Source organism: Zongyangia acetica, from assembly GCF_038739695.1.
Taxonomy (GTDB): Bacteria; Bacillota; Clostridia; order Oscillospirales; family Ruminococcaceae; genus Zongyangia; species Zongyangia gallinarum.
Map to the genome: position 1 here is coordinate 244267 of NZ_JBBEWN010000001.1, position 19875 is coordinate 264141.

At 50.5% G+C, this 19875-nt stretch carries 19 protein-coding genes; 5 read left to right on the forward strand and 14 right to left on the reverse strand.

Annotated elements, in window-relative coordinates; genetic code table 11:
- Positions 1 to 24 precede the first annotated feature (24 nt).
- The 4 genes from WGC32_RS01120 to WGC32_RS01135 all read right to left on the reverse strand — a co-directional run bounded on the left by WGC32_RS01120 (position 25) and on the right by WGC32_RS01135 (position 4130).
- A complete protein-coding gene (locus WGC32_RS01120; RefSeq protein WP_342680403.1) occupies positions 25 to 1554 on the reverse strand; it encodes a HAMP domain-containing sensor histidine kinase in 1530 nt (509 codons plus the stop codon).
- The gene (locus WGC32_RS01125; RefSeq protein WP_342680404.1) at positions 1541 to 2209 is read right to left on the reverse strand and encodes a response regulator transcription factor; all 669 of its coding nucleotides are present in this window, start codon (positions 2207 to 2209) and stop codon (positions 1541 to 1543) included. Before WGC32_RS01125 ends, WGC32_RS01120 begins: the two co-directional genes overlap by 14 nt.
- A gap of 342 nt (positions 2210 to 2551) precedes the next feature.
- Positions 2552 to 3169 (reverse strand): GNAT family N-acetyltransferase, encoded by a 618-nt coding sequence (locus WGC32_RS01130; RefSeq protein ID WP_342680405.1) that lies wholly within the window; start codon positions 3167 to 3169, stop codon positions 2552 to 2554.
- Positions 3159 to 4130, reverse strand: coding sequence for an aldo/keto reductase (locus tag WGC32_RS01135; RefSeq protein ID WP_342680406.1), 972 nt, complete (start codon positions 4128 to 4130; stop codon positions 3159 to 3161). Before WGC32_RS01135 ends, WGC32_RS01130 begins: the two co-directional genes overlap by 11 nt.
- A 358-nt stretch (positions 4131 to 4488) precedes the next feature.
- Between WGC32_RS01135 and WGC32_RS01140 the strand changes: the two genes are divergently transcribed.
- The 5 genes from WGC32_RS01140 to WGC32_RS01160 all read left to right on the forward strand — a co-directional run bounded on the left by WGC32_RS01140 (position 4489) and on the right by WGC32_RS01160 (position 8749).
- Complete coding sequence (locus tag WGC32_RS01140; RefSeq protein ID WP_342680407.1) at positions 4489 to 5352, forward strand: endonuclease/exonuclease/phosphatase family protein; 864 nt, start codon at positions 4489 to 4491, stop codon at positions 5350 to 5352.
- 163 nt (positions 5353 to 5515) lie between these two features.
- The gene (locus tag WGC32_RS01145; RefSeq protein WP_342680408.1) at positions 5516 to 6496 is read left to right on the forward strand and encodes a hypothetical protein; all 981 of its coding nucleotides are present in this window, start codon (positions 5516 to 5518) and stop codon (positions 6494 to 6496) included.
- Positions 6497 to 6580: 84 nt separating this feature from the next.
- Positions 6581 to 7408, forward strand: a complete 828-nt coding sequence (locus WGC32_RS01150; protein WP_342680409.1) for a phosphatase PAP2 family protein — start codon at positions 6581 to 6583, stop codon at positions 7406 to 7408.
- 103 nt (positions 7409 to 7511) lie between these two features.
- Positions 7512 to 8492: a biotin--[acetyl-CoA-carboxylase] ligase gene (locus tag WGC32_RS01155; RefSeq protein WP_342680410.1), complete on the forward strand. Its 981-nt coding sequence runs from the start codon at positions 7512 to 7514 to the stop codon at positions 8490 to 8492.
- A gap of 44 nt (positions 8493 to 8536) precedes the next feature.
- Positions 8537 to 8749 carry a hypothetical protein gene (locus tag WGC32_RS01160; RefSeq protein WP_191481636.1) on the forward strand — a complete coding sequence of 71 codons (213 nt, stop codon included), beginning with the start codon at positions 8537 to 8539 and terminating at the stop codon, positions 8747 to 8749.
- A gap of 117 nt (positions 8750 to 8866) precedes the next feature.
- Here WGC32_RS01160 and rpsU read toward each other — a convergent pair whose 3' ends face one another.
- The 10 genes from rpsU to smc form a co-directional block, all read right to left on the reverse strand.
- Positions 8867 to 9043 carry a 30S ribosomal protein S21 gene (gene rpsU, locus WGC32_RS01165; protein WP_191481637.1) on the reverse strand — a complete coding sequence of 59 codons (177 nt, stop codon included), beginning with the start codon at positions 9041 to 9043 and terminating at the stop codon, positions 8867 to 8869.
- 130 nt (positions 9044 to 9173) lie between these two features.
- On the reverse strand, positions 9174 to 11579 hold the full coding sequence (leuS, locus tag WGC32_RS01170) for a leucine--tRNA ligase (RefSeq protein ID WP_342680411.1): 2406 nt from the start codon (positions 11577 to 11579) through the stop codon (positions 9174 to 9176).
- Positions 11580 to 11660: 81 nt separating this feature from the next.
- Positions 11661 to 12017, reverse strand: coding sequence for a ribosome silencing factor (rsfS, locus tag WGC32_RS01175; RefSeq protein WP_191481639.1), 357 nt, complete (start codon positions 12015 to 12017; stop codon positions 11661 to 11663).
- 25 nt (positions 12018 to 12042) lie between these two features.
- Positions 12043 to 13212, reverse strand: coding sequence for an LCP family protein (locus WGC32_RS01180; protein WP_342680412.1), 1170 nt, complete (start codon positions 13210 to 13212; stop codon positions 12043 to 12045).
- Positions 13209 to 13799, reverse strand: coding sequence for a bis(5'-nucleosyl)-tetraphosphatase (symmetrical) YqeK (gene yqeK, locus WGC32_RS01185; RefSeq protein WP_191481641.1), 591 nt, complete (start codon positions 13797 to 13799; stop codon positions 13209 to 13211). The genes WGC32_RS01180 and yqeK overlap by 4 nt, the downstream gene beginning before the upstream one ends.
- Complete coding sequence (nadD, locus tag WGC32_RS01190) at positions 13789 to 14394, reverse strand: nicotinate (nicotinamide) nucleotide adenylyltransferase (protein ID WP_191509684.1); 606 nt, start codon at positions 14392 to 14394, stop codon at positions 13789 to 13791. Before nadD ends, yqeK begins: the two co-directional genes overlap by 11 nt.
- A gap of 27 nt (positions 14395 to 14421) precedes the next feature.
- On the reverse strand, positions 14422 to 14712 hold the full coding sequence (locus WGC32_RS01195; protein WP_191481643.1) for a YhbY family RNA-binding protein: 291 nt from the start codon (positions 14710 to 14712) through the stop codon (positions 14422 to 14424).
- 58 nt (positions 14713 to 14770) lie between these two features.
- Positions 14771 to 15358 carry an XTP/dITP diphosphatase gene (locus WGC32_RS01200; protein WP_342680413.1) on the reverse strand — a complete coding sequence of 196 codons (588 nt, stop codon included), beginning with the start codon at positions 15356 to 15358 and terminating at the stop codon, positions 14771 to 14773.
- On the reverse strand, positions 15355 to 16275 hold the full coding sequence (gene ftsY, locus WGC32_RS01205) for a signal recognition particle-docking protein FtsY (protein ID WP_191481645.1): 921 nt from the start codon (positions 16273 to 16275) through the stop codon (positions 15355 to 15357). The genes WGC32_RS01200 and ftsY overlap by 4 nt, the downstream gene beginning before the upstream one ends.
- A gap of 22 nt (positions 16276 to 16297) precedes the next feature.
- The gene (gene smc / locus WGC32_RS01210) at positions 16298 to 19873 is read right to left on the reverse strand and encodes a chromosome segregation protein SMC (RefSeq protein ID WP_342680414.1); all 3576 of its coding nucleotides are present in this window, start codon (positions 19871 to 19873) and stop codon (positions 16298 to 16300) included.
- Between the last annotated feature and the right edge of the window lie 2 nt (positions 19874 to 19875).

The following is a 19875-nucleotide window of genomic DNA, read 5'->3' on the forward strand; positions in this document are numbered from 1 at the left end:
CATCCTCGGATGGCTGTTTTTTATTTACTTTCCGCCTTTATGCTTATCGGAGGAGGGAAGCATTTTCCTTTCCTCTTCCGAGGTGGTCTTCAGCTCAAACCAGAAGATACTCCCCTGGCCAATGGAGCTGATGACCCCATAGGCCGCGCCGTGGAGATCCAGGATGTTTTTGACAATAGAAAGGCCCAAACCGGTACCAATGGCCGCCCGTTTATGAGATTTATCCACCTTGTAATACCGGTCCCAAATATAGGGGATTTCCTCTTGGGCAATACCGTCACCGGTATCGATGATTTCCAGCTTCACCGCGCCTTCCCGGACGCTTTGGCAGACGGTCACCGTCTTATCCGGGCCGGTGTAGTTGATGGCATTGTTGATGAGATTATAGATCACCTGGGACATTTTCAGCTCATCTGCCATGACCATCGCCTCGGCATCGGCAATAAACTTGATGTGATAGCCCTCCTGCTCTGTCAGCTTCATATAGCGGGTCATGATCTCCCGGACCGTCTGGGTGATGTTAAACTCAGAAAGGCTCAAGGTCATGGTGCCCGACTGCAACTTGGAAATGTCCATCAGGTCGTTGACCAGGCTGGTGAGCCTTTTTGCTTCGTCAATGATGATCTGGATATTCTCCGGCGTGTTTTCCCCAGGGATATCCCGCATGACCTCGGCATAGCCGGTAATCATGGTCAGCGGGGTTCGCAGATCGTGGGAGATGTTGGCGATAAGCTCCCGGCGCAGCCCTTCCACCTTGGAAAGCTCCTTGGCGGCATAGTTGAGGGTATCGCCCAACTCGGAGATTTCCCGATATCCTCCCCCCGCGAAGGTGGTATCATATTTTCCCTTGGCCAGTTCTTTCGCCGACTGGTTGATCTTGATAATAGGCTCGGAAATCTGCCGGGAGAGAAGCAGGGCCAGACCTACACAGAGCACCAGGAGAATGATGGTGACATAAATCAGCTGTACCCGCAAAGTCTCCACCGTAGAGTTGACCGGTGTAATGGTAGAGTTGAGAAGGATCATGACGGTGTCTCCGTCCGATCGCTCCACCAGCTGGGCATATACCATATTTTCCACCTTGGTCCGCATGGGCGGCGGTACATCCCAGCCCTTTTTCTCCATCTTGATCCAAAATTCCTCACTCCACTGATCCTGAGAAATCAACTCGAAGGTCGTTCCGCCGCCCTCCTCCGCCTTTTCATACATAGCCGAGAGATCCTTCACATTCATCTTATGAATGGTACACTCTGCCACGGATTCGTAGGAATAAAGGTTTGCAAAATTTTCATCCACAATGCGGATGCAGGTATCATTGCGTTTGGATAGATTCTCTATCAGTGAATCAAGATCGTCGTTGTCAATGTTGCGGACAATGCTTTCCGCAGTGGACTTAATATTCTGGGTCTTGATGGCCTTGTAAAAGCTCTCCAGAAATACAGTTTGAAACAGCCACAGCAATACCAACATAAAACCCACAAATACTACAAGGTAGCCAAAGAGTTTCCACTTGATGCTCACCTTATTTTTTAGATGCAGTTTATTCCACTTCAAAGCGGTATCCCACCCCTCGCAACGTTACAATAAACTTGCTGTATGGGCCCAGTGTTTTGCGCAGCAGTTTAATATGGGTGTCCAGCGTACGGTCATCGCCGTAAAAGTCATAGCCCCACACGTCACTGATGAGCTTTTCCCGAGTCAGTGCAATGCCACGGTTTTTCACCATATAGAAAAACAGATCGTACTCTTTGGGGGACATGTCCACCTTCTCCCCGTCCACATAGACAAGGCGTCCGGTGAAGTCCACCGTCAGCCCCTCAAAGGAAAGGACTTCCTTCTGGGTCTCCCCGCTGCTGCGTTTGACGATGGCTGCGACCCGCATCATCAGTTCTTTGGGAGAGAAAGGCTTGACCACATAATCGTCGATGCCAAGCTCAAAGCCGTGGATCTTGTCGTATTCCTCCCCACGGGCGGAAAGCATGAGCATAGGTACATTTTTAAATTTGCGGATCTCCCTGCACGCGGAAAACCCATCCAATTCCGGCATCATCACATCCATAATCACAATGTCGAAATCCTGCTCTTTGCAGAGCTTTACCGCTTCCATGCCATCGGCGGCTTCCACCACTTCATGGCCTTCAAAATTTGCATATTTTTTAATCATTTGGCGGATCCGCTCTTCATCGTCCACCACAAGAATCCGATACATAGGTCCCCTCCAAATTTATTCTGGTTTTTATTTTGATATAATGAAATATTTTAATCCGCCTGTGTGACGGCTGCATGAAGATAGGCTGAAAAACCAATTGAAGAAAATTCACACACAGGGTCAAAAAAGCCCCGTACCACAGGGCACAGGGCGATTTTTCTTCTGAATACCATCCGAAGGAAGATGATGGCATCCAGAGTAGAGAGAAGAAAAGAGGAAAGAAATATGAAAAGAAGTTATTAGCAAGCATCTTTCTTGATGCTGGTTTTAGTATAAAAGGCGAATGTGACCTCCATATGAAGGTCTCATGAACCCTGTAAGAATTTGGAGAAAAAACGCGCTTTAAATTTCCCCTTTCCCTAAAATCTCCTGTAATCTCTCTGCGGAAAGGGCCGCAATACTAATCGGGGGCACCGGTTCCCTATCAAAATTCCCCAGATGCCTTTCCAGGCAGATGACATCATGCCACCGGCCCAGCTTGTACCCACACCGATGCCAGATCCCGGCATCTTCAAAGCCAAAAGCCCTGTGCAGCGCCAAGCTTCCGGCGTTGGGCAGGGTGACTACCCCATAAGCGTTGTAGTAGCCCAGCTCCTCAGCAAAGGCCAAGAGACGGGCATAGAAACCAGAGCCAATTCCCCGGTTTTGAAACCTCTCCTCAATATAGACAGAGGTCTCCACATCCCAGTCATAGGCCGCCCGCTCTCTAAAGGGGGAAAGATAGGCATATCCGGCAATCTCGCCCCGCTCTTCGCAAACCAAATAAGGGTATTGAGCCGATATATGCCGGATACGGCTGGCAAACTCCGCCACCGAAGGCACATCGTATTCAAAAGTTACCGCCGTATCTGTAACATAGGGGCGGTAAATATCCCGTAGTCGCCCGGCATCCGCCTCCTTGGCCAAACGGAAAATCCGTCCGGCCCCACCGCTGTCGCCCCTTGCAGCATTAGTCTCCATATAAAGCCCGTTCCTCCTCCGGAGCGATGACGAAGTCCCCGCCAGACATGGAGTCCTTGAGCTGATCCAGGCTGGAGCAGCCCACAATGGCAAAGCCCTCTACAGGGTTGGAGGTGATGAAAGAAAGGGCCACTGCTGCCGGAGAGAGCCCATTTTTCTCCCCAAAAGCCTTGACCCGCTGGGCACGGGCCACATTTTCTGGACTGAGGAAACGCTTGCGGGCTTTTTCGTTAAGTCCCTCTTCCCCCAGTGTCAAATATTTGGAGAAAAAGCCCTTGGCCTGGGGGCAGTAGGCCATGACCGGCATGCCGCTCTCCCGGTACCAATGGTATTCTTCCTTGGTCATGGTCTCCATGGTGGGGTCTCCATACTGCTCCTTGGTGGTGGATGCCAGGCTCCACTGGATCTGGCTCATGGCGATAGGTGTCTTTCCCGCCTTTGCCGCATAAGCGTTTGCCTCGACGATCCGTTTAGCGCTCCAATTGGACACCGCCGGGAATTTGATCTTCCCTTCCTTCACAAATTCATCCAGATAATCTATAATATAGGATACATCCCGGCTGGGATCATCACGGTGCAGCCAGTAAATGTCCACACAGTCCACACCTAGATTGCGCAAACTTTCCTCCAGATCCGCTGCCACCTCTTCCTTAGCCAAACGGATGGTCTTTTTATCATAAGCGGAAGGATGTCCCCCTTTAGTGGAAAGGATCACCTTTTCCCTGGCGCCCCGGCTTTTCAGCCAGCGGCCGATGATGGTTTCGCTCAGCCCTTCGCCGCCCGGATAGTCGTTGACATAGGCCCTGGCTGTATCGATACAGTTGCCTCCGTGCGCCACATAATAATCGAGCATCTCAAAGGATTCCTTTTCTGTCAGCCGGGTACCGAAAATCATGGTGCCCAACACAATCTTACTCATATCCAGGGTAAAATCGCCGGATGTGATGGATGCATATCGCATAGAGATCCCTCCGTTTTTCCTTTAGCCTTATTTTCCCTTATTTTACAACAATCCGTCAGGAGGGACAAGAAAGTCTTTTTATTTTTTATAGAATCTCCCTCAATTTGGATATTCTATTAATATTTCCGAAAGAAACTTGTGAAAAATATTCATAAATTTACACATAAATTAAGAAAACTTTAAGCGTTTAGTACTTTTATCTAGCGATAAAGTGTGGTAACATAGAAGCAATGCAACTTGTATCATAAAAAGTATATTCCGGGGCTCTTTGATTCTGTGTTTTTGACAGGAAATCGGGTCCTAAACACCATAGATGAAAACCAGAGGAAGAAAAAACAATTGTCAGGGGTGACCTTATTTGATTCGAGCCAATTCTTTTTATCCCAGCGACTGCTTTAAGGTGGCGTCCTTTAACCTGCGCACCGATAGCAGAAGCGATAAGTTCAACCGCTGGGAATATCGCAAGCAATTGGCCATAGAGGCCATCCGCCGCACCGGGGCCAGCGTCATCGGTGTACAGGAGGCCCTGCCTGCCATGCGGGAAGACTTGCAGCGGATGCTGAAAGGCTACAGCGTATTTGGCTGGGGACGCAGCAAAAATAAGCAGAGCGAACACTCCGATATTATCATCCGCAACGAGGATGCTAATGTAGAATTCCACAAAACCATCTGGCTTTCCAAACATCCTGAGATTCCGGGAAGCCGTGCCTATTTCGCCGTATTTCCCCGTATCTGCACAGTGGCAGAGGTCCATTTCAAAGGGATGGAGGACAGGCGTGTCCGGGTGTTTAATACCCACTTTGACCATGTTTGTGGCCTGGCCAGGAGGTTGGGGGTGGAAATCATCCTGCGCTATATCCACGAATATAACAAGACGGATCCCCTGCCCACCATCATCATGGGGGACTTTAACGCCAAGCGAAACAGCAAATGTGTGCGGATGCTCCGGGAAAACACCCACGGCTACTCGGATCTTCGCTTTGTGGATGTTTATTCCTATTTTGACAAACATCACGAAGAGCCTATGAATACTTACCATGGCTTTAAGGGGAAACTGGGGAAAAGCCCCATCGATTATATCTTTGTCACCGACGATTTTACTGTGGAAAACGTGAAAATTGACACCAGCATGATTGATGGCCGTTATCCCTCTGACCACTATCCTGTTATCGCCACCCTTTCCCTCAAAAAGAAACAGAAGGACATTCAGAAGTCGGCGTAAATAAATTGCGACTGCTTCTTAAACATTTTGTAAATTTAAGGATATCTGCCTGGAAATGGCGGATATCCTTTTGACTTTCTCTCCCCTGTTTGCTATAGTATTTGGGTAAATGACGGTTTTGTGGCAGCAAAGCCGTCAAGTTGTCTTTTCAGGGGGGAACACCATGACAAAAACCGGAAAATGGATTGTCGCTATTTTAATTATCATGGTAGCGATTCCTCTCATTGGCATCTCCCTCATACTTATTAACTATTCCTTTGCCACCAACCCAGCACAGCTTGACAATGAAATGTGTCATCTTTTTGTCAGTGATTTAAAAGAGACCTATCCTATAGAGAATGCCAGGGTAACCTCTCCCTTATCCAATGTGGTCTACATCGATGTGGACCTTGAGGACGCTGTGACAAAGGATCTGGAGGAAAACCGGCAAATTCTCCAAGACACCATTCAATATTTTTCCCAGATGGAAGTCGTCAATTCTCTTAAAGACACTTTTTTCCACAAGTCCGAAACATCTTCATCCCAGAAAGGCCAGGTTCATTTTGACGAGGAGGGAAGGCCTATCCTCACCTATCAGGTTGCTTTGTCAGCTGGTTCCTCCCAGCAGCCTTATTACCGCCTCGCTGCCGGCGACGGTTATCAGGACTGTTTTGACTTTTGGAGGATTGAAGATGTAGTATCCGGGAAAGAATATACACTGTGTATAGGAAATCGGATCTTTCACACATCGCTTTCCCAGCAGATGCAGGATCTTATGCCGCAATACTGTCCGTCCAGTGATGGATTGGTGACAGCCACCCAGCTCAGCGCAGCCGGCCAGGTTTCCCTCACTGTATTTTTGCCCAAAGCCCAGGGCTATGACGAAATCCATACCCTATTTGACGAAATGGGCACCCTGATGCTGATGCCGGAAGCCGTGCGCGCTTATGACCAGGTCTCCGGACGGACAAGCTCCCAGGCCACCGATTACACCTATACGCTGACCTTCTGCATCCCTGCCCAAACTACAGGACTGTATGAGGTCCTCTACAGTTTTGCCCCTCAGGTAAAGCAAGACGGTGACGCAGACCTCTCTGTCTGGGAGGTCCGAGATTACCAACAGGACAACGTTTCTACAGAAACCCTCCTGCTGCATCCTGTATAATATCTTATAGAATGTCCATGAGTTCTTAGTCTTTTCAATCTCTTTTTAGAAACATAACGTACCTTGGGTACAGATCGGAGAATTATGGAAGCTCAAATTATCAAATGGATTCAGTCCTTTTCCCATCCCATTCTGGACGATGTCTTTCAAGTCGTCACCATGCTGGGGGAGGAGCTTTTTATCATCGTCGCGATGGCGCTTATCTACTGGGTATTTAATAAAGAGATGGGCAAATATCTATGCTATAGCCTTTGTGTCACCCTTTGCGTCAACGGCATCATCAAGTCGTTGGTCAAAGCGCCTCGTCCTATTGGAGAGGAGGGGATCCGCAGTCTACGGGTGGAAACAGCGGACGGTTACTCCTTCCCCAGCGGCCATACCCAGTCCTCTTCCACCTTTTTCTTCTCTATTGCCTGCTGGATAAAAAAGTGGTGGCTCTTTCTCATCGCTGCCGTCCTTTCCCTGCTGGTGGCTCTTTCCCGACTTTATCTCGGCGTCCATTGGCCCAGGGACGTTATTGCCGGCCTGCTCCTTGGAATTGTATTATCCGCCCTCTCTTATTTTCTCTATCGCAAGGTTAAAAACCGTTTGCTGCTCTTTGGAGTCACATTGATTCCCCTTCTGACCGGCCTCTTTCTCCCTGATCTGGGACATTATGTCCGGAGCCTGGGGCTTTATCTCGGCTTTGCATTAGGCGTCCTGTTTGAAGAGCGGTATGTCAATTTTTCTGTTAAAGGAACTGCCCTCCGGAAGGGACTTCGTTTTCTCCTGGGTGCTTTATGCCTTGGTGTTCTCAAATTCACTTTGGATCTTCTGGGGGATAGTATCCCGGTACAACTGATCGAATATACCTGTATCTCATTCTTTGGCCTGGGTATCTGGCCCCTGATTTTCACAAAACTCCACCTTTAGTTGATTTGCCGTCCCGGCCGGGACGGCTTTTTTATAGGGTAAAGCGCTTGCCAATCCCCAGGCCGGCAGCTATAATAAAAACATACCTGCAAGGAGGCCGCCTATGGAAAGAAAAACTCTGCTGGAAATACTGGACTCCGCCGGCGGTGAATTTATCTCCGGCGAGGAATTGGCCGCACGGTTAGGCGTCACCCGCTCCGCCATTTGGAAAGGAATCCGCCAATTGCGTGCGGAGGGTTATGATATCCGTAGCAAAACCAACAATGGCTATGCCCTGTTGGGGAATCCCGACCTGCTGACCCCTAAAAAAATTTCGGACTGTACTTCAATGGCATATCCAGCAGAGCGGATTTCTGTTTTTCCCAGTGTCAAATCCACCAATTCCCTATTGCGGCAGCAGGCCATGGAGGGCGCTCCAGAAGGGACTGTGGTGGTCGCCGAAGAACAGACCGGCGGCCGCGGACGGATGGGCCGCAGTTTTCTCTCGCCTCAGGGTGGGCTCTATATGAGTATTTTGGTCCGCCCCCAGATGGAAGCAGGACGCATCCTTTTTCTTACCATGATTGCCGCCTTGAGCGTCATTGACGCTGTCCAACGCCTGTATGGTGTGACCCTCTCCATTAAATGGGTCAACGACATCTTATTCCACGGCAGAAAGCTCAGCGGCATTCTCACCGAGGCCTCCATGGACGGTGAAAGCGGTGGATTGGAATTTGCCGCTGTGGGTATTGGGATAAACTTTCGAGGACGCGACCAATTCCCCGCAGAAATAGCGTCTAAAGCCGCTGTGCTGGAGGAGGTTACCCAGCTTCCTCTTTCTCGCTCTGCGTTATGTGGGGCGATTCTAGACGAATTCTGGGACAGGTATCACGTATTTTCCGCCACAGGGGAAACCAAAGAGCTTCTTTCCCGCTATCGGAGCCATCTCTGTATGCTGGGGCAGCGGATCCACGTCCTATCGCCCCAAGGGGAATATCATGCTGTAGCCAAGGATATCGCCGACAATGGGGCACTATTGGTACAGCGGGAAGACGGCAGTATAACTTCTGTACAATCCGGTGAAATTTCGATTCGCCCAGATTAAAAAAAACTTGTGTTTCCTGGTATAAGATGAAAGGAGGGGGACCGATGATTAATAAAACACAGCTTTTTAAATGGCTTTCTATCATCTTCTGTGTGGCCTGTGTCTGCTTAATGGCCATCTATGTATATGATAAAAACACTGATACCGCCGTGTGGGGCATTACATCTTTTCTTCTGGCCGTGATTTTCAGTATATTCCATAGCCTCAATAAAAACAAAAGCAAGCAGCCTCAGTCCATCCAGAAACGCCGGAAATAACATCGCACATAAAAAGGCCGAGAGAAAACAGGCAATTTTCTCTCGGCCTTTTTTCCGTATAAATGAAAAAGCGGACAACACTGCCCGCTTTCATCATCTTTTTGAGCGACACGCCGCTTATTTATATTTGCGTTTGCGTGCTGCTTCAGACTTCTTTTTCCGTTTGACAGAAGGCTTCTCGTAATGCTCTCTCTTGCGCACCTCAGCCAAGACGCCGGCTCTGGCGCACTGTCTCTTAAACCGTCTCAGAGCGCTGTCAAGAGATTCATTATCTTTAATACGAATTTCAGCCATTTACTAATTCCCTCCCTCCGCCATGCGACAGGAGTTTTTACACAATAGTGTAACAACATATATTATACAATAACATAGTTACCCATGTCAAGTAAATTAACCGCTGTGGATTTAGTCAAATTGAACAAGATTACTTGGCCACGATGTTGACAAGCTTGCCCGGCACATAGATTTCCTTGACAATCTGTTTCCCGTCAATGAAGGAATGAACCGTAGCGTTCTCCTTGGCAAGGGAGAGAACCGTATCCTTATCGGTATCAGCGGGGATGGTAATCCGTGCCCGAATCTTTCCGCAAACCTGCACTGCGATTTCGATGGTGCTGTCCTTGCATTTAGCCTCATCATAGCTGACCCACTGGGTGGCGTTGAGCATGCCTCCCATGTTTTGAAGCTGCCAAATCTCCTCTGTCATATGGGGGGCAAAGGGGTTAAGCATAATCAGCAGATCCCGGTATTCGGCTCTATTGATAGCACCGGTATCGGAAATATCGTTGAGCAGGCTCATCATCGCCGCAATTGCCGTGTTAAACTTCAGATTTTCAATATCCTCGGATACCTTCTTGATGGTCTTATGCATGGCGCTTTCCACCTCTGGACGGTAGCTATCCCCTTCCACCAAGCAGTCCTGCAGCGCCCAGATGCGCTCTAAAAAGCGCTTACAGCCCTTGATAGAGCTAGAGCTCCAGGGAGCAGCCTTCTCAAAGTCGCCGATGAACATCTCATACAGCCGCATGGTATCCGCGCCGTATTCCTTGACAATGTCGTCGGGATTGACCACATTGCCCCTGGATTTGCTCATCTTCTCGCCGTTTTCGCCTAAGATCATACCATGGCTGGTTCTCTTTTTATAGGGCTCCGGTGTGCTCAAAATCCCCAGGTCATAGAGGAATTTGCTCCAGAACCGGGAGTAGAGCAGATGGAGGGTGGTGTGCTCCATACCACCGTTGTACCAGTCTACCGGCATCCAGTAATCCAGCGCCTCTTTGGAGGCCAGAGCCTCATCATTGTGAGGGTCACAATACCGCAGGAAGTACCAGGAGGAACCCGCCCACTGAGGCATGGTATCCGTCTCACGTTTCGCCGGGCCGCCACAGTGGGGGCAGGTGGTGTTGACCCAGTCGGTCATGGCCGCCAAGGGGGATTCACCGTCGCCGGTGGGCTCATAGGACTCTACCTCGGGGAGGCGCAGAGGCAGCTCCGATTCAGGCAGAGGCACCCAGCCGCATTTTTCACAGTAGACCAGAGGAATAGGCTCGCCCCAATAACGCTGACGGGAGAAAACCCAGTCGCGCAGCTTATAGTTGACCTTGGGATGGCCTTTGCCGTTATCCTCCAGCCATTGTTTTATCTTTTCTTTGGCCTCTTCTACACTCAGTCCATTCAAGAAATCGGAGTTGACCATAACGCCGGTTTCGCAGTCGGTGAAGGCTTCCTTCTCCACGTCACCGCCCTTGACCACCTCAATGATGGGCAGGTCAAACTTTTTGGCGAATTCCCAGTCGCGGGTGTCGTGGGCAGGTACAGCCATAATGGCTCCTGTTCCGTAGGTCATCAGTACGTAGTCGGAGACAAAGATAGGGATTTCCTTACCGTTAACAGGATTAATGCCCTTGACCCCTTGAATCTTCACACCGGTCTTTTCCTTGACTACCTCGGTCCTCTCAAAATCGGATTTTTTAGCCGCTTCCACCTGATAAGCGCGGATTTCCTCCATATTGGAGATGCGATTCGCCCACTGCTCCAAATAGGGGTGTTCGGGGGAAATGACCATATAAGTAGCGCCAAACAGGGTATCGGGCCGGGTGGTATACACCTTCAGTATGTCGCCGGCAGTGGTGCCGAACTCTACCTCCGCTCCGGTGGAGCGGCCAATCCAGTTTTTCTGGCTCACCTTGATCTTGTCCATATAGTCCACAAGATCCAGATCGTCAATGAGCCGCTGGGCATATTCTGTGATTTTCAGCATCCATTGGCTCTTCACCTTATGGATGACCTCGCCGCCGCAGCGTTCGCAAACGCCGCCCACGACCTCCTCATTGGCCAATACCACCTTGCAGGAGGTGCACCAGTTAACAGACATTTCCTTTTTATAGGCAAGGCCCTTTTTGAACAGCTGGATAAAGATCCACTGGGTCCACTTATAATAATTGGGATCGGTGGTGTTGATCTCCCGGTTCCAGTCAAAGGAGAGGCCCAGGCTCTTCAGCTGCTGTTTAAAGCGAGCCACGTTATTTTTCGTTACAATTTCCGGATGGATGTGATTTTTAATGGCAAAGTTCTCGGTAGGCAGACCAAAAGCGTCCCATCCCATAGGATAGAGCACATTATAGCCTTGCAGCCGACGTTTTCTTGCCACAATATCCAGCGCCGTGTAAGAGCGGGGATGGCCTACATGCAGCCCCTGGCCCGACGGATAGGGGAATTCCACGAGAGCGTAATATTTGGGCTTTGTATAGTCATTCACGGCCGCGAATGTATTGTTCTTGTCCCAAATGTCCTGCCATTTTTTCTCTATGCTGGCAAAATCATATTTCAACCTTTACAACTCCTTTGTAATTTTTACGCAGACAGGTGCTCCGGAAAAATTCCGGAACACCTGGAATTGTCCTTCTTTACGTTATCCTGTTACAACATCCGATAGATCTACCGGCTGGCCATCGGCCCACAACCGTTCCAAGGAATAAAATTCCCTCTGCTCCCCGCAGAACACATGGACGATAACATCATAGTAATCAAGTACCACCCATGTGGAGCTCTGATATCCTTCTGTCTTATTGGGTTCCAGTCCCAGCTTGGTCAGTTCGTATTCCACTTCATCCGCCAGGGATTTGACCTGTGTGGTACTGGTTCCAGTGGCAATGACAAAGTAATCGGCGATAATAGAAAGGTCTTTAATCTTAATCGCCTTAATGTCCAACGCCTTTTTCTTATCCAGGATTTTCGCGATTGTTTTTGTAAGCTCTAAAGGTTCCATTTGGTTCCTCCTTTATCCAGCTAGGCTACGCTTTCCACCAGGGAATGCCATTGCTACTGTCATAGCTTTCAGATTCCTCTGGGTCGCTTTCAGAGTAGCCATCTCCTTCACCGGTTTGATTGTCCCAACTTCCCTGGCCGCTTTCTCCTTGGCTGTTATCTCCATACCCATAACTATCATTGCCATCGCCAGTATTATAGTCCTCATAATTATTGTACTGCGGCACTTCCGGGATGTCCAGCTCTGAAGCAGAAATTTTATCGGTATAGTCCCTAAAATGCTCATTGAGGATATCTGCCGTACCCTCAACATCTACCGCATAGACGGCATAGCCATTGTACATGACCCCCTCGCCGGGAACTATATAGAACTCAATATCATCGGAATTAAGTTCAAAACCCACACCGGCATAATCGATGATTTCGGACAGGGACATATCGGTAGTAATGTTGTCCATGTTCTGGGTCAGAATACTCACCATTTCCATGCGGCCCTTATCCTTGACCGCATCCATCAGAGCCTGCAGAAAAATTTCTTGGGCGCCAATACGGCCAATATCTGCATTGGCGTAGCCGGCGCGGTAGCGGACAAACCATTCTGCCTGCTCACCGTTGATGGTCTGCTCCCCCGGATAGAGAACCTTGCCTGGCAGATAGTTAATCTGCTGAGGAATGTTGATCTTAATTCCTCCCATGGAATCCACAATGTCCCTAAAGCCCGGAATGGTGACGGTGACATAATGGTCGATAGGCAGCTTGTACTGCTCGTTGAGTACCTCAATCAAAGCGCCAATTTTGGTCTGACCTGCGTCAGGATGACCATAGACACTATTAATCTTATAGGAGATATACTCATCCCCTACAAAAGAATCCCTAGGGATCTGTAATACCTGGGCCTTTTTGTTCTCAATATCAAAGCTGACCAGCATAATGACGTCGGTGAGGCTTTCGCTCTCATCCAATCCACATACCAGCACATTGACACTCTTCTCCTTAATCTCTGGAGAGTTCTCCAAGGGCTTGCTGGTGGTGACATTAGGGTCAGCTGTAGTCTCAGGTTTTTGTTCAAAGGGACGGTAATTTTTCATTAGCGCAACGGCGCCTACTGCCAAAACACAGATAACGGCAAGGATACAGACGGCAATCGCCGTCTTTTTCCTACCAGATTTTTTCCTCTTTTTTCTCAGATCGTTCAATTTGATTCCTCCCGATGTGTGACACAAAGCTCGTCGTATGCCATGACAGTGTCAAATGGAATGGGAAGCCGTTTTTTTGACAAATTTGATATAGAAAACCGGATGGATTCAAAAAGAGCCTCATCCAGATTTTTGTTCACCATTTTTCTAATTGCATTGACATCTTTATAGCTTCGGTCAGCGGATGTCATATCCGCCATATAAATCACTTTTTCCATGAGGGACATCCCACCGCGTCCGGTAGTATGATATCGGACTGCCATGATAATCTCCTCTTCTTCAATATGAAGCTCTTCTTTGATGAAGACGCTGGCCGCAAACCCATGCCAAATGGGCGGAGAGGCCAGCTGAATGTTGTCAAAAATTATACCAGACTTTCTAATCCATTGCAACTGCTCCGGAAGGGGCGTATTTTTTAAAATATCGTGCAAAATCCCCGCAATATAGGCATTTTTAGGGTTTGCTCCGTACTTTTTTGCCAAGCGAACCGCCTCTTTTGCGACGCAGAGGCTATGGTTGTACCTGTAGTCATCCAGCATTGTTTTCGCAAGTTTTACATATTGTTCATTTTCCGTCTTAAGTCCCATTTTGATACAACCTCTTTTCCCGGATATATCTTTCCACCTCTGGGTCTAGATACCCGCTTACATCTTCTCCCCGACGGATTTTTTCCCGCAGCTGGGTGGATGATATTTCAATCACATCCAAATCCAGCACAATGCATCTGCCACCTTCTTCTGTCAATTGCCGGGCACAGGCGGCAAGGTTATTCTGTTCTTTATCTTTGCGTGCTGCAGCGCAGAGGGTTACCTGCTGCAAAATATCCCGGTAATGATACCAGGTGTGAAAGGAAAGGAACATATCGCTTCCCATAATCAGAAAAAACTCAGCTGTGGAATACAGAGCCCGCAGTTTTTTTACCGTCGTATAGGTATAGCTTTTTTCTTCGCTTTCCACCTCAATACCGCTGACCTCAAAATTGGGGTCATCCCGCACAGCAAGCCGGCAAAGCTGCATCCGCTCCTCCCCGCTGATGAGATTGCCGGCCATCTTGTGAACCGGCACATGGGTGGGAATAACCAGCAGCCGGTCTAAACCCAGTTCTCGATAAAAAGCCCGGGCCATATGGACATGCCCTTTGTGGATAGGATTAAATGTCCCCCCAAAAATGCCGATACGCATATCCTTTCCCCCGTTTTTTTACTTTATCTATTTTAGCTCGATGACCGGTTTCTTTTCGTTGCGCTTATACAGCACAAAACGGGTGCCGATGACCTGCACCACATCGGATTTCGTCTTTTCCGCCAGGATCTGGGCCGCTTCCCGGGCATCTACCGGCGCCGTTTCCAGCACCCTCATTTTGATCAGCTCCCTAGCCTTTAAGGCATCGGCCACCTGGATGACCAGGTTTTCTTCAATGCCGCCTTTGCCTACCTGTAAAATGGTGTCGATGGGGTTTGCGAGGCTTCTGAGCTTGGCTCTTTGTTTACTGGTAATCAATGGATAAACTCCTTCTGTTTCAATTTGTGATAGGCCGTATAGTCGATCCGTCAGTCTTTTATTTTTGCCGCATCAGCTGGGCAAATTCCTCCACAAACTGGCGGAGAGCCCGTCCTCTGTGGCTGATATCATCTTTTTCCTTGGCGGAAAGCTCCGCAAAGCTTCTTTCCCCCACCATAAAAATAGGGTCGTAGCCAAAACCGCCATTTCCCCTTTTTTCAAAGCCAACCGTACCCTCGCACTCACCGCGGGTGGTCAGGCTTTTTCCCTGGTCCCAAACATAGCAGATGACGGAGACAAAACGGGCGGAACGCTCCTTTACCCCCTCCATATTGGAAAGCAGCTTCTGAATGTTCTCGTCGTCGGTGGCATCTTCGCCCGCATACCGGGCGGTATAAACCCCGGGAGCTCCATCCAGGGCGTCCACGACAAGGCCAGAGTCATCGGCGATGGCCGGGATGCCGGTTGCCGCAAAGACGGCCGCCGCTTTGAGGTAAGCGTTTTCCTCAAAGGTTGTACCAGTCTCCTCCACCTCAATGTCCGCTCCCGCTTCTTTTTGAGAGAGAATCTCTACTCCATAGGGGGCCAGGATCCGCTGAAATTCCTTGAGCTTGCCCATATTACCGGTGGCGACCACTACCTTCATGCTGTTTCCTCCTCATCAAAGAGAGCGTCAACAAATCCTTTGGCGTCAAAGGGCTGCAGGTCGTCGATCTGCTCTCCCACGCCGATATATTTGATGGGGATCCCCAAATCATCCTTGATCGAGATGACCACGCCGCCTCGGGCAGTACCGTCCAGTTTTGTCAGCACAATACCAGTAAGGCCTGCCGCCTCCTTAAACTGACGCGCCTGGTTGACCGCGTTCTGGCCTGTGGTGGCATCCAGCACCAGCAGAACCTCCATATCATTCTCCCCGATCTCTCGGTGGATAACCCGGGAGATTTTAGCAAGTTCATCCATCAGGTTCTTCTTGTTATGCAGTCTGCCCGCCGTGTCGCAGATGACCACATCCACACCCCGGGCCTTGGCCGCCTGCATACCGTCATAGACCACAGCCGCCGGATCCGCACCCTCGCCGTGCTTGACAATATCCACTCCGGCCCGGTCTGCCCAGATTTGCAACTGATCGATGGCGGCAGCCCGGAAGGTATCTGCCGCTACCATGAGGACCTTCTTTCCAGAGTCCTTTAGGTTGGCGGCCATCTTCCCGATGGTGGTGGTCTTGCCTACCCCGTTGACGCCGATGACCAAAATCACCGACGGCTTGGAATGGAGGTTAAGCTCCTCTCCGCCGGAAAGCATCTCGGTGATGATCTCCTTGAGCGCGCCCTTGACCTGGGCGGCATCGGTGATCTTCTCCGCCTTTACCTTTTCCCTGAGCTGGTCGCAGATTTTCTCGGAGGTTCTTACCCCCACATCACCCATCACCAGAAGTTCTTCCAGTTCTTCAAAGAGCTCCTCATCCACCTTGGTGAAAGAGCCAAACATCTGATCCATCTGGCGGATGACTGACTCCTTTGTCTTTTTCAGTCCCTTGCTGATCTTTTCAAAAAAGCCCATGGCAATTCTTCCTTTCCTCTTGCTAAGTGCTGGCCTTCATACCCAGCTTATTCTCAATTTCGCTGACGTCGATGGAAAGCAGCTTGGACACGCCTTCCTCCTGCATGGTAACACCATAGAGCACATCCGCTTCTTCCATGGTACCCCTGCGGTGGGTGATGAGGATAAACTGGGTTCTGTCGCAGATACTCCGCAGATAGGCCGCGTACTTGGCCACATTGACGTCATCCAACGCCGCCTCAATCTCATCGAGTACACAGAAGGGGGCGGGCCGGACCTTGAGAATAGCGAAATAGATGGCAATCGCCACAAATGCCTGTTCTCCGCCGGAAAGGGCGGCCAGATTTTTGATAATCTTCCCCGGCGGCTGCACAAAGATGTCAATGCCGCATTCCAGCACGTCATTTTCATCGGCAAGGCTGAGCTTTGCCTTACCTCCGCCGAACAGCTCCACGAATATCTGGGAGAAGTTGCGGTTAATCTCCTCAAAACTTTTGGTAAATTGACGGCGCATGTCCTCTGTCAGCGTACCGATGAGCCGTGTCAGCTCCTCCCTGGATTTTTCCACGTCATCAATCTGCGCCTTCATAAACTGATAGCGCTCCGAAACTTCCTTATATTCCTCAATAGCCCCTACGTTGACGGAACCCAGGGCCTTGATCCGGGAGCGAATTTCGGACAGGCGTTTTTGGCCTACCTGCTTGTCAATCTCCTTTGCCAGGGACTGGGCCTCCGACCGGGTGAGCTCATATTCGTCCCACAATTTGGCGATGATGCCGTCATATTCGATCTGCAACGCGCTTCCCCGCTCTTTCAGCCGGACAAGCTCCCCTGCATGGTTTTCTCTCGTCACCGAAAGCTCCCGCTCTTTGGTGCGCAGCTGGGTGGACTGCATCTCATTTTGCTGCCGTTCCCGATTTTTTACTTCCACCTTTGCTTCCAGCTCTTTGATCTGGCTCTGCAATTGGGAGCAGGTTCCTTCAATGTCCTGGATATTTTTATGTATCTCCTGGATGTAGGCCTCTTTTTCCTTGATCCTCTCCTTGGAGATACGGCGCTGTTCCTCTCTGCTCTCCCGCTGCTCCAGCATCTGGGCCAGAGACTGCTCCAGCATCTGGATATCCTTTTCCTCGCCTAAAATAGCCAGGCGCATCTCGCTGAGCCGGGACATGAGAGTCTCCCGCCGCTGCTCCAGATCCTGCATCTTGCCTGAGGTGTCCTCCTGGCTTTGTTCTAAGGCGGCAATAATTCCTTTTTGTTCTGTCTCCTTGTGTTCTAGCTCTGCCAGCCGCTCTTTGAGCTTGGCAATGGTATCCGCCAGGCTGGTGTCGTCGCTGTCCATGGCCGCAAGGTCCGAGGATAGCTGCTGGCATCGGGTGTGCAGAGCACTTTGCTGGGCTTGCAGCCGAACCTTGTCCTCACCCCGGGCAATAATCTCGCTGCGTACGGCGGTGAGCTGAGCCTCCAGCTCGCTGACCGCCTGCTGATACTTGGAAAGGGACGCCTCCATTGCTGGGAAGCCTGCCTCCATTGCAGCCGCCTGCTTCTCCAATGTCTCGATCTCGCTTTTCCTGCTGAGAATACCTACATTTTTGGACACCGAGCCGCCGGTCATGGAGCCGCCCACATTGACCACCTGTCCATCCAGTGTGACAATGCGGAACCGGTGGCCGAAATCCTTCGCCATCCGCACGGCGTCATCCAGCTCCTCCACCACCACAATGCGGCCGAGCAGGTTGTCCACCACATTCTGATAGCGTTGATCGCACTGGACCAGATCCGCTGCTAGGGCCACAAAGCCGGTGTGGTCGGCAAGTCCTGTTTCCCGCAAGCGGTTGCCCTTGATGGTGCTCAAGGGGTAAAAGGTGGTCCGGCCTGCCTTGGCTTCCTTAAGTTGGCCGATGGCCCGTTTGGCTACCTGTTCGTTTTCTACAATGATGTTCTGGAGGCTTGCGCCCAACACCGTCTCGATGGCCACCGTGTAACCCTGCCCCACACTGATAACACTGGATACAGGCCCTACCACACCCCGGAGCTGGCCGGAATGGGCCCTGTTCATGACGAACTTGACGCTATGGGAAAACCCCTCCATATTTTTTTCCAAATCTTCCAGCAGCTTGATCCGGGCCGTCAAGTCCCGGTGCTGGTTCCGTTTTTTTTCTGCCGCGCTCTTTTCTGCTTGCAGCTTTTCCCTACGGGAAGAAAGCTTGTATTCATAGCCTGCCACCGCGTTTTTTAAGGAGTCCAGTTCCTCGATCACCCCTTCCAAAACGCCCTGGCAGTCCTCTTCCTGACGTTTGGTATCCTCCAGTTCCTCTTCCTTGGATTTTCTGGCCAAAGCGGCATTGGTAATCCGCGCCTGCAATTCCTCCATGGTGGAACGGGACGAAGCCTCCTCCAGCTGGGTCCGGGAAAGATCCCGATGGGCCTGTCCCACCTGTTCTGACAGCTTCTGCATCTGCTGTGAAAAACGCTCCCGCTCGTCATCCAAACCGGTGAGCTCCGCGGCCTTATTTTCGAAGTTCTCCTGCTGCTTTCTCAGGGCAGCCTGCTTTTCCCCAATCCGGGCAGTCTGATTTTCTAACTCCTGTCTGGACGTCTCGCTGTCCTCTTCTCCCAAAGCCACCGCTTCAGAAAGGGCGGCGATGTCCGCCTGGGCGTGCCGGATATCGTTTTCCAGCACCGCGATCTGGGAACGCTCCTCCCCGATCTTATCCCGCAATTGCTGCGCCTGGGCTTTGCTTGTATCAATTTCCAGTAGCGCCGCCTGTGCCCTTTCAAAAAGCGCCTCTATCTCCTTTTCCAGCCCATCAATTTCCCGCTGGACCTCGTCATAGTGGCCCTGGGCAATGAGGATCTTTTCATCCTGGTCCTTCATGGACTGGGTCAAGGTCTTGAGATTGAGGTTCCACAAGGAGATTTCAATGTCCTTCTTTTCCTCCGACAGCTTCAGAAACTCCTGGGCCTTCTTTGACTGGATCTCCAACGGGCCTACCCGTCCTTCCAGCTCGGAGAGAATGTCCCGCAGCCGCAATAGGTTCTCATAGGCCATATCCAGTTGTTTTTGCGCCTCTGCCTTCCTGTAGCGGAATTTGGAGATTCCCGCCGCCTCCTCAAAAATTTCCCGGCGCTGGGTGCTCTTGGTGGAGATAATCTCCGCAATCTTTCCCTGGCCAATGATGGAGTAGCCATCCCGGCCAAGGCCGGTGTCCATGAACAATTCATGGATATCCCGCAGCCGGACGTTGTTGCCATTGATGCGGTATTCACTTTCTCCGCTGCGGTAGAGCTTACGGGTGATGGTGACCTCGTCGCTGTCGATGTCCACATCCCGCTCAGTGTTATCCAGGGTAAGGGATACCTGCGCAAATCCCTGGGGCTTTCTGGCCTGGGTGCCGCCGAAGATGACATCCTCCATCTTCGCTCCCCGCAGGTTCTTGGTGGACTGCTCCCCCATGACCCAGCGGATGGCGTCGCTGATATTGCTCTTCCCACTGCCGTTGGGGCCCACTACCGCTGTCAACCCCCGGTTGAAGGTCAATTTGATTTTATCCGGAAAGGATTTAAATCCGTGCAGTTCCAGCGATTTCAGGTGCAAAC

Excerpts from the sequence above, each read along its gene's own strand:
- WGC32_RS01155 (WP_342680410.1), top strand. The coding sequence starts at position 7,512 with ATGGAAAGAAAAACTCTGCTGGAAATACTGGACTCCGCCGGCGGTGAA.
- WGC32_RS01145 (WP_342680408.1), top strand. The coding sequence starts at position 5,516 with ATGACAAAAACCGGAAAATGGATTGTCGCTATTTTAATTATCATGGTA.
- ftsY (WP_191481645.1), bottom strand. The coding sequence starts at position 16,275 with ATGGGCTTTTTTGAAAAGATCAGCAAGGGACTGAAAAAGACAAAGGAG.
- WGC32_RS01160 (WP_191481636.1), top strand. The coding sequence starts at position 8,537 with ATGATTAATAAAACACAGCTTTTTAAATGGCTTTCTATCATCTTCTGT.
- WGC32_RS01125 (WP_342680404.1), bottom strand. The coding sequence starts at position 2,209 with ATGTATCGGATTCTTGTGGTGGACGATGAAGAGCGGATCCGCCAAATG.
- WGC32_RS01130 (WP_342680405.1), bottom strand. The coding sequence starts at position 3,169 with ATGGAGACTAATGCTGCAAGGGGCGACAGCGGTGGGGCCGGACGGATT.
- rpsU (WP_191481637.1), bottom strand. The coding sequence starts at position 9,043 with ATGGCTGAAATTCGTATTAAAGATAATGAATCTCTTGACAGCGCTCTG.
- WGC32_RS01135 (WP_342680406.1), bottom strand. The coding sequence starts at position 4,130 with ATGCGATATGCATCCATCACATCCGGCGATTTTACCCTGGATATGAGT.
- yqeK (WP_191481641.1), bottom strand. The coding sequence starts at position 13,799 with ATGGGACTTAAGACGGAAAATGAACAATATGTAAAACTTGCGAAAACA.
- WGC32_RS01150 (WP_342680409.1), top strand. The coding sequence starts at position 6,581 with ATGGAAGCTCAAATTATCAAATGGATTCAGTCCTTTTCCCATCCCATT.
- nadD (WP_191509684.1), bottom strand. The coding sequence starts at position 14,394 with ATGCGTATCGGCATTTTTGGGGGGACATTTAATCCTATCCACAAAGGG.
- WGC32_RS01200 (WP_342680413.1), bottom strand. The coding sequence starts at position 15,358 with ATGAAGGTAGTGGTCGCCACCGGTAATATGGGCAAGCTCAAGGAATTT.
- rsfS (WP_191481639.1), bottom strand. The coding sequence starts at position 12,017 with ATGGAACCTTTAGAGCTTACAAAAACAATCGCGAAAATCCTGGATAAG.